General features: G+C 38.0%; 4 protein-coding genes. 1 reads left to right on the forward strand and 3 read right to left on the reverse strand.

Features of this window, described 5'->3' with window-relative positions; translation table 11 throughout:
* Nucleotides 1-7: 7 nt before the first annotated feature.
* Both PHE88_10300 and PHE88_10305 read right to left on the reverse strand, forming a co-directional pair.
* Nucleotides 8-7114: a DUF2961 domain-containing protein gene (locus PHE88_10300; GenBank protein MDD5688208.1), complete on the reverse strand. Its 7107-nt coding sequence runs from the start codon at nucleotides 7112-7114 to the stop codon at nucleotides 8-10.
* Nucleotides 7115-7550: 436 nt separating this feature from the next.
* A complete protein-coding gene (locus PHE88_10305; GenBank protein MDD5688209.1) occupies nucleotides 7551-8501 on the reverse strand; it encodes a PorV/PorQ family protein in 951 nt (316 codons plus the stop codon).
* Between the two features lie 709 nt (nucleotides 8502-9210).
* Here PHE88_10305 and PHE88_10310 point away from each other — a divergent pair.
* Entirely contained in the window at nucleotides 9211-9990 is a 780-nt protein-coding gene (locus tag PHE88_10310; protein MDD5688210.1) for an AraC family transcriptional regulator, read from the forward strand.
* Between the two features lie 115 nt (nucleotides 9991-10105).
* Here PHE88_10310 and PHE88_10315 read toward each other — a convergent pair whose 3' ends face one another.
* Nucleotides 10106-10738 carry a carbohydrate-binding protein gene (locus PHE88_10315; protein MDD5688211.1) on the reverse strand — a complete coding sequence of 211 codons (633 nt, stop codon included), beginning with the start codon at nucleotides 10736-10738 and terminating at the stop codon, nucleotides 10106-10108.
* Nucleotides 10739-10820 lie beyond the last annotated feature (82 nt).

Raw genomic sequence — 10820 nt, forward strand, 5'->3', positions numbered from 1 at the left:
ATCCTACTCATTTAATTAGTCCAATTTTCCCGGTCTTCTTATTACCGGCAGTGTCTTCTATCTGGTATATATATACAGCTCTGCCTACTTTATCACCATCATCATTCTTGCCATCCCACTCGAGCCAGCCAAGGTTACCAAAATCTATCTCCTTCAACTCTCTGATTTTCTCACCTGTCACAGTATACAACTTCATTACGCTGTTCATTGGCAGGTTTGTCACTTTTAACTTACATAGAACTGCTGTCGTTGGATTATATGGATTCGGATATACCCGGACATTGCTCATGTCAGCAGTTACATAACTGCCCAATATCCGGTATGTTGAAAAATGTGTGACGGTTGCGGTTACTGTATTGTTTGTTTTATCTACTATCTGAACTCCTGTCACCAAATCCCAATCTGTCCCAGTCCAGTAATATATCCTGAGTCCATCTTCATCTAATGTCCCTATATCCACTGCTGTATATGGTATCGTTATGTTTAGTGCTCTTATGAATGTCTGGTTGCTCAATACCGGTGCATTATTGTTAAATGTCAACTCACCAAAATCATAACATATCGGATTTACTGTGTTAACATACCTCATTGTGTTTTGGACTGCAGGTGCTGCGCTCGTCTTTATTGACGCTAAATACTTATTTACTGATAATACACCTGTAGGTATCAGTATTCTTAACCCGTTGGCGCCACGTATTGAACCACCCTGATATCCTATTAACTTCGCTATATACATATCATTGAAATTTATCACTACCGGCGCTGTTACGTCGCCTGTTAGTTCTACTGTATTTATATCGCTGCGGAACGGGATTGAAACATCTTTCTCACCAGAATCTGCTTCGGTCAATGTTGAATCTGTTGTATCCAAGACACTACCCTTGCTGTTCTTCGTTGTAAGCGTTACAGTACCGGTATAATCCGTCACTAAACTACCCTCATCTAAATTATATACCTGCAGCTTGAACTTTAAACTCACAGATGCTGAAGCTCCTATCTTAGTTGTTGTTGTCCCATCATCGTAGTAATAAGTATATATCCTGTGCTTTATGTTACTTAAAATCTTAAAACTATATTGTGATGATGTCGCAAGGTTATCAGATGCATCTTTGCTGTAGACCTTGTAATAATAGGTCTTGTTTTTCTGTAACCCGGTAATGGAAACACTGTGTAGTCTGGCTGGTGTTGAATCTAATGTTGTTGTTGTGCCTAACGCCGTTGTAGTTCCATATCCTACCTGGGTGTCCGAGTTCTCATCGGTATTCCATGTTATCACAGCACTGTTTTGTGTTACACTGGCTCGGACATTGGTTATTACCGGAGCATCAATATCATTTTTAGTTGTTGTAAAACTATAATCACCAGTCGTTGTTGTATTGCCATTCATATCTACAGACACTATCCTGTAATGATACAATGTATTCTCCGCAAGACCTGTTAATGGCACACTGTGACTATATACTCCACCAGTATCCGTCACCGGTGTTGCACTTCCATAACCTGTTGTTAATCCATACTCTACTTTACTATTCGCTAATTCATTTGTCGTCCATGTTATTATCGCTCTATTACCACTTATGTTTGTTGTTGTTGCTACACTTACTACTGGCGGTGTAGTATCGGCACTTAATCTTATTATTTTAATATAATTGAAATTGCCATTATACTCTCCTGCTCCAGTGTCCAGGACTAACTTCATTATCTGATTGCCTGCGGTAAGTACCACATTGGATGAAACTTCTACATCTGTCCATGTCTGCCATCCACCGGTATTAGGTATGCTCACTAATGGGGTTGTCCGATATGCGGTTCCACCGTGCGAACCGAATTCAAGATGGAACGGACTTGCTATACCATCTATAGCTCCTCTCATTATTATCTGGTACTCTGCGGTCTCATTCACATTTATACTGTATTCTAACCATTCGGTTGGTACTACGTATCCTACATCGTAACCACCACCGATATCAGTGCATTCCTCTATATCTACACCTTCATTTGTCCTGTATTTATTTGGGATGTTGGTAGGTGTTGTATCATTGTATGCTTCACCCTGACCGCCTGTATCATAGTTCTCTGCTTCTATCGTTGATATTACTACCCCTATTTTCCACGGATTCCCATTGTTTCCAAATGACATCTGACCTGTTACTGTTATTGCAAAATTAGAATTTGAAGTATCAGTAGTTCCTCCGCTTATCTCTAATAATCTTATTAAACAATTACTACTTGCGCTACTTGGCAGGGTTACCACTTCACTACCATCATTCGCTGTACTGGGAATTAGCGTGTTCCAATTTGTTCCACCGTCTAATGATATCTGTATCAGGACATTCCCTACACCACCTGCACTTGTCCATGTTACTGTCTGCTGACTGCCGGCTATTAAATTTTCACTGCCATTCGGGTAGGTTATTGTTATACTCTTTGTAGGTGTTGTCCCACTTGTCCCGTATACTTCAAACTCATATAACGAATATCCCCAACTTGTTCCTCGCGCTGTTCCATACATACGGATATATCTGCCACTACCATTTAGTCCAAGGGTCTCTATTCCGCCGGTTCCATTTGTCTTTGTGTATATTGTTGTCCAATTTATATTGTTACTTGATACTTGTATCTGGTAGTCCTTACCATATGCGTCTTGCCACTTTAGAACTACCTGAGTTATATTATATGTATCTGCTAAATCTATTTTTATCCATTGCGGGTCACTAAATTGTGATGACCACCGGGTTGCCGGATTACCATCTATCGCTTTTGTTGCTTCATACCCTGCTCCTTCTACTGATGATGTTGATACTATTTTCCCTATTGCTATATTACCTTGGGTATTTGTCTGTCCGCTTACAACATTGGATATTCCTGACCAATTAGGCACTTCATCACCTACCTTCATTGCAAAATAATAGATTATTCCTGCACTTAAACCCTGGACTGTATAACTCTGATTATTTCCGGATACCAACGGAGTGGGCACACCACTGCATTGGGTCACACTTACCCAATCCCAGTTGTTACTTGTTATACTATATGTCGCATATCGGATATCATACACACTTGCTGTGCCTATATTTCCATCATCACCTACTGATGTCCAATTTAATACTACACTGTTACTGGTTGCAACACCTGTCGCTAATGTATTTATTGTTGATGGTTCTGTTGTATCGGGGGCGGTTGTTGCTTTACTTACTACATTGGATATTCCTGACCAGTTAGGTACTTCATCACCTACCTTCATTGCAAAATAATAGGTTATTCCTGCACTTAAACTCTGGACCGTCCAACTCTGTATTGTTCTAGATGGCTGGGGGGCTGGCTCATTACTGCATTTTGTTACACTTACAAAATCCCAGTTACTACTTGTTATATTAAAAGTCGCATAACGGATATCATATTCACTTGCTGTGCCTATAATTCCATCATCGCCCACTGTTGTCCAATTTAATGCTATACTGTTACTGGTTGCTACACCGCTCGTTAATGTAGTTATATCTGAGGGTGCTATCGTGTCGGGTGGATTGTAGGTTACTGTTATTGTTGTCTCTTTCTCATTTCCTGATGTGTCGGTCGCTCTGGCATATACTGTATTAGAACCATTTGCAACTAATGTAACACTCCCGCTCCATGTCTCTAATCCACTAACTGTTGTGTATGTTCCACCTGCTTCCAACTTCAAATCTACTTTGCTTAATCCTACGTTGTCGGATGCTGCGCCACTTACTGTTAATAGCGAGACCGCTACTGTTGTGCTATTTGCAGGCGATGTGATACTTATTATCGGTGGAACCGTATCGGAAGCCGGAACTATTTCAAGTCGCACATCATCTATGTAATAAATATCTCCTGCAGTTGCATACGGTGCTAACCAGAACTGTAAACGTCCGTCGCTAACTTCACTTGTAAATCCGGTTGTGTTGAATTCTGTGATAAATGTCTGCCATGTAGTGCCAAGGTTAGATATGTAACTTAATCCATAATTGGTATATGGTGAAACATTCTGAACAAGGTTCACCATAACATCATGCCCTGTAGTTGAATATGCTGAAAATGTCAAACGATAGTGTGTGTTAGGTTCAAGAACAATACCAACTTGAGATAACTGAATATTTCCATTGGCTGCGATTATGGTGCATTTGGCAGCATTAGTTCCTGTATATCCTGGTGATGTTGTAGAAAACGAGCCTCCTCCACCATCATAATATATCCAAGACGATGTGCCTGATTCAAAACCAGGATTGCTGATAATATTTATGGCTGCACTTGTTGCTTTGTTTGCTATATTGGATATTCCTGACCAGTTAGGCACTTCATCCCGGACCTTCATCGCAAAATAATATATAGTGCTTGCATTTAACCCTTGCACTGTGTAGGTCTGATTTGTTCCTGCTATCTGGGGTATTGGTTCATTATTGCATTGTGTCGCGCTATCCCAATTACTACTATCTATACTTATTGCAGAATACCTAATATCATACTCACTCGCTGTGCCTGTGTTCCCATCATCGCCTACTGATGTCCAACTTAATGCTATACTGTTACTGGTTACATTTCCTGCCGCTAACGTATTTATATCTATGGGCGGTGTGGTGTCAGGGGCATTTGTTGCTTTACTTACTACATTGGATAGTCCTGACCAGTTGGTGGGCACTTCATCTCGGACCTTCATCGCAAAATAATAGGTTATCCCTGCACTTAAACCATTGACGGTGTAACTCTGATTATTACCTGCTACTAATGGAGTAGGCTCTCCACTGCATTGTGTTGCTGTTGCCCAATTACTATCAGTTATATTTACATTTGCATATCGGATATCATACACACTTGCTGTGCCTATATTTCCATCATCACCTACTGATGTCCAATTTAACACTACACTGTTACTGGTTGCAACACCACTTGCTAATGTGTTTATATCTGTGGGTGGGATTGTATCGGGCGGTGGTTGAGATTGAGAGAAATTGAGAGAATAAACTTGATATTTATACTCTGTCCATGCACTATTTGGAAATACTGGATCTTGTACCCATTGTATTTTCACTTGTATCTGACTCTTGCCGTTTATATAACTTGACAGCGGTATAAGAAAATCTGAGTCTCTCCATTTTTTTGTATTATTTCTAGTTTTATTATCTATATTATCATTACTTCCAGCTATATACCATGTTCCAACCTTTCCATTGTCTACATATATATCTGCTGTCTGGTTCGTTGTACCATAGTCTAAAGTCCTATGCAATATTACTCCTGAATTGGTAGGATTAATTACTACATTAAATTGACTATATCCCTTATGTGACCTGCCTGAGTCAGTAATATTTACTTTATCAAAGTCACCGGAATAAGCTGAAGTTATTGTGGAAAGCGCAGTTTGATTTGTTATTACATATCCATGGTTTGCTTCACTTGCAAGATTACCAATATCTACAGTATCAGTTAGAACCATCTTAACATCAGGCTTATGATAATAATATACAAGTGTCCATTCTTGACCTCCTTTGCTGCAAGAGCCACATTGCATACCAAACCTAATATGTTTTCTGAACGGAATTAAATCACTAATAAAAAAACGGTATTGAGAATTTGCCACATTAGGATATTTTTGCCACGCGGTCATTCCATGTGTCGGTAAAGTAAATTTAGTGCCATCTCCTGTACCTCCATCACTATAATAGAACCCGGCATTATAAAAATCTTCAGTACCTGTTCCCTGTATTACCGGACTTGAACTGACGTCAACATATATTCTTTCATCTCCTTCTAAATATTCTAAAAATGAATTTCTATCAAAAGGGGTAGTAGTAAGAGAAGTAACCTTAAAGGTCTGTACAACACCAACCATATGACCGGAACCTTCAACATCCAAAAACACAAAATCGCGATCATTAGAACAACCACTTACGTTAGAACCATATTTACTCTGTGTTTTAAAATATCCTACTTTAGAAAAATCGTCTATAAACGGCTTGTGTTTAATCTCGTAAGACACATTATTAACAGCAAAAGAATATTGACTAACCAATTCAATTTTAGCATTACTTTCAAAAGGCATAGGAAAGTAACAATACATATATTCATTTGCATCTTTTCCGAGAGGTAGTGAACGTGTGGGATAAGGTTCAAAATTCAATGTGGGACACGTTCCTAATGCAAAAAACGTTCCTAACGGTGCATTAACACTGGGTTCAATTTCATTGTCCCAATATATTTTCAAATATAAGTTGTTTAAAATATCCTTTGTCAAATTCGGAATTTTTATTCTTATTGATGAGATACTACGAGGACCAGCTGTATCCAAGAGAGTTTGAGTTCCATTCGCAGGTATGCTTGTTGTTCCAGTAGCAGGAATATTACCTGTATCATTTTTAGGATCACTCCCAACATTATTCCATATAGTCCTTACAGACGAACTGTCTTCGTTTCCTGTCCAAGTTGTAACTGGTGTACCTGCAGGAAACAATTGATATCCAAAATTATAATAAAAAGATAGCCAATTAAAATTTGGCGATCCATTGGTTTTAATTTTAATTGATTTATTAAAAGGGATAGGCAAGTAACTACAAAAACCACCAGGTGATACAGTATCACTTGCGACTAAAGGGGATAAAAATGGAGGTGTATTACCAGTAAACACATTATTAAGTAGCGTATCTTTAACAGGGGTAGTATCACCATCCAAATATATCTTTATAGTTGCATCAGATTTGAATCCAGTAAACCACATACGATATAATACACCGGGACCTTTTAAATCCAAAATTACCCGTTCATTATTTTCAGTATATAACCAGTTAGAAGAATCTGCATTTTCACCGCTTCTATCATAACTGGAATCTCCGGCAGCAAATGTATCCAACCTTAAATACGGTAATCTTTCAAACTGTGACATTGCATCAAGACCATATGGTTCAGCTGAATGCAAATATGGATTACAAATTAATAGAATAGTAGATAATAATATTGTTTTTTTCATTATACTATTTATATAACACACTTCTGATATTTTGTCAATCTTATTTGTTAACCCGATAACAAGTCGCCTTGCTCCTACCAGAAATAATGTAATCAAAATTTGCAAAATTTGTTTACAAAAAACATAAATTTTGTTCATAACATATTCCCCCTGTTCCCTTTAAAATCGTTATTATGTTCCTGACTTCGGACATTGCTTATCTGTCGTCATGCTGAACGATAGTGTCGTCAGACTACGCCGAACTCTGGCGAGAAGCATCTTGTCTTTGAGATTCTTCCCGAAGTTTACACTGAACGAAGTGAATGTGGTCAGAATGACTTCGGATATCGAACACTTCTCTCTCAATCTTAATATCACTATTAACCTTATAATCTTCTGGATTTAATTTTAAGTTATATTTTATCATTTATTTTTTTATTTTTTAATCTTCAATTTCAGTCTCAATCTGCATAACTTAAGCAGAGCAATCTCTGCAACTACAAATTATCACTAATTCTCTAATCCTTCTCTTTACAGAAGCAGAGCTTTGCTCTGCCGCTACTTTTGACTAAGGACTAAAGACTTCAGACTATCTTTATTCTTTTGCCCCAAACCTTATACCTAATGATATTCTGTGAGTGTCGCCTAAATCTTTTGTAGGTATAAACGCATAATCCATATCAAATGACGAACTTTCACCGGCTATTTTAAACCCGCCTCCTAATGTGTAACTCTCTTCATCATAACCTATCTTATAACCTGCGCGGATACTTAACATCTCTGCTATCAATAATTCCATCCCAATGTTCTCTCTCATACTATCTGTGTCTAATCCATAATTAATATCGGCTGCTATCGTTAAATTATTCTCGCTTTCAAATACAGATAGCTTTTTGCCTAAACCGGCTTTTATATTACCGGGCAAACTGTCGCTGCCTACTTTGCCGCCAATGTTCTGGACTGCAAGGCCTAATTGTATCCCGCCTTTTACAGGAACATATTCTGCACCTAAATCCAAGCCAAAACCTGATGCACTGTCTGTGTCTATTTTTTGACTTACCATCTTCAAACTACCACCTATGTTTATTGTTTCATCTACCTGTTTGCCGTAACTTATCGCACCACCCATATCCTTCGCACTATAATTGCCTAAGCTGCCTGCCGTATCATATGCTCCATAGACATCTTCTAATGTCTTGCGTATACTACCATAATTAAGGTACATTATCTGCAGCCCTATTGTTGAATCTTCACTTATGGGATGTCCTATTGCTAAATATTCGTAACTTATTCCTTCAAAATGTGATAAATGCATAAATGAAAGTTCGGTCGCACTGACCGAACCTAACCCTGCGGGATTCCAATACACGCTATTAACATCTTCTGCTACTGCTGCCTGCGCGCCACCCATGCCTTCTTGCTTGGCGCCTACTCCTAACTTCAAAAACTGCATTGTTGAACTGCCTACTCCGGCTTCTGCATTGCTGATACATGTTACACAAGTAAACATTACTGACAACATTACTGCACTTAACATCTTAAACATAATTACCTCCGACCAACAGGATTCAGGATTCAGCAAACAGCAATAAGAATTCAGTAATTTGATGTTGATGATCCCGATTCTTATTTATAATGGAATTTGTTATCGGGATTATTTACTCGGTCGGTGCAGTAGCTCCGACCTCCGTGAATAAAAAAAAGAAGCTTATTAGAAGTAGTTAATTAGAGAATTAGTAAATTAGAGAATTAGGGTTTACCCTTAATCAACTAATTAACCAATTAACTAATCAACTGGTTTCTAACAACTTCTTTTGTTTTCGATAACCTTGCTGGCTTGATAGCCACAAGCGTGTAAACCGCTTGTGGTTTGTTGTTTGTCGGCAACCTGTTGGCTTTCACTATCTTAGCCCTGGGTTTTGCGAACTCATCAAGGTTTCCCTTGAGTAGCCTTTTCGGATTAGTGCCCGGAGCTCGGAGCTACTGCACCGAGCGAGTTAATGCGCGGAATCCGGCTCAACCGAAACGGATGAGCACATAATCCCGTTATTAACGTGGGAACACAATCCCGCAGTATGCGGGGTAAAACAACTGCATTGGATATAGATCTTTTTTATTAGTAATTGCTATTGACAAATTTAAATTTTATCTGTATAGTATTTGTGTTTCTTCTTGTCCTTTCTAACTAAAGTATAACGTACAAAGTAAAAACTGTCAATTGCCAAAATCACTATTTTTTTATCAAAAATCACACTATGAAAATAGAGCATGATAAAAAGTTTGGTTTGAAAATAAGTAAAACTAATAAGTTGTTTTATGCAGGATATGTTGCTCCAGCCTCTGACTGGGGAGGAGATAATCATTACCATTCATATAATGAAATGTTAGTTATTCTTAATGGTTCAATAAATGTTAGAATATTGAAGAAAAACATTTGTGCAAATACCGGTGATATACTGTTTTATCCCGCAGGAGTAAGTCACAACGACCGTCCTGATAGTAGTAATCCACCTGAATTTATTTTTTTGCTATGGAAAGAAAAAGGAAAGTTAGAGGTTCCTGTTTTAACTCACGACATAAACCAAAAAATCAGGTTTTTAGCCCAGTGGTTATATCAAAAAAGTCAACCAATTTCTTTTCACAGAAACTTATTGAAAAAGAATATTTTTGAAGTGATATTGGCTGAATTAATAGAAATTTCTAAATCTAAAGAAGAACATCCTGTTATTAGTAAAGTAAGAAGTTTTATGATAGATCACTTAAAAGAACACTTAACTCTGGAAAGTTTGGCTGAATATGTTGGTATGAGTAAAAATTATTTTTTAATAACATATAAAAAACTTACAAGACGAACGCCAATGGATGACTTAAGAATCATCCGCATTGAAACTGCTAAAAATATGATATTTACAACAGATTTGCCATTAAAAACTATTTCAACTGAGGTGGGTTTTGTTAATGTGTATCACTTTTCAGAAGTGTTCACAAAACATTTCGGAATACCACCAGGACATTTCCGCAAAAAAACATTTTAACTCTAAGATATTGGCATCGCAAGGCGATGCGACTATACACAGAAGCCGAAGCCTCGCGATTTATCGAGATTGCTTCGGCTTCACATTGCAATGACATCTTTTGTTAATTAGCAAACTAAGGTTCTGTAACAATCGGTTTTTCTGTTGCAGGGCTACCTTGCTCACTTTCAAATTTAAGATTTATGTAGTTAAAATTACCTACCCACTCAGCGCCAGCAGTATCCATTGCCAACTTCATTGTATGTTTTCCTTCACTTAAATTAATTCCTGTCTTTGTTACTGTTTGCCATTTCTGAAAATCACCCGTGTCAGGAACTGTCATAGGACCTGTCTTATCTGCATCATCGAGCTCTACGTGGAAGTTACCGCCTTTACCACCACACGATACCCGCACTTCTACCGTGTATGTTCCCGCGGTCTTTACATCTATTGTATATTTCAACCATTCACCTGGCAAAACCCAGCCGACATCATAACCGCCTTCACTGCAATTTTCTATATCTACTCCTTCATCAAGACGATATTGTTCCCCATAATTCCTTGCTTCTTTGTCGTGATATCCAACTCCTTCTCCCCCCTTATCAAAATCTTCTGCTTCAATCTTTATATCTGCTACTGAACCTTTCTTTTTAGCAGCAGTTTTTTCTTCTTTATTTTTTTTCGTGATAACTTTCTTTTTCGCCTCAACCTGTCCAACACATGTTAAACATATACCTAACACTAATCCTGCAATTAACCAGTTTCTCATCTTAAACTACCTCCTCGTTGTAGAGTTATAGCGTTTATAGAGTTTTAGAGTTTAAACCCTATAACCCCATAACACTATAACT

The organism is Elusimicrobiota bacterium, from assembly GCA_028718185.1.
Taxonomy (GTDB): Bacteria; Elusimicrobiota; UBA8919; order UBA8919; family UBA8919; genus JAQUMH01.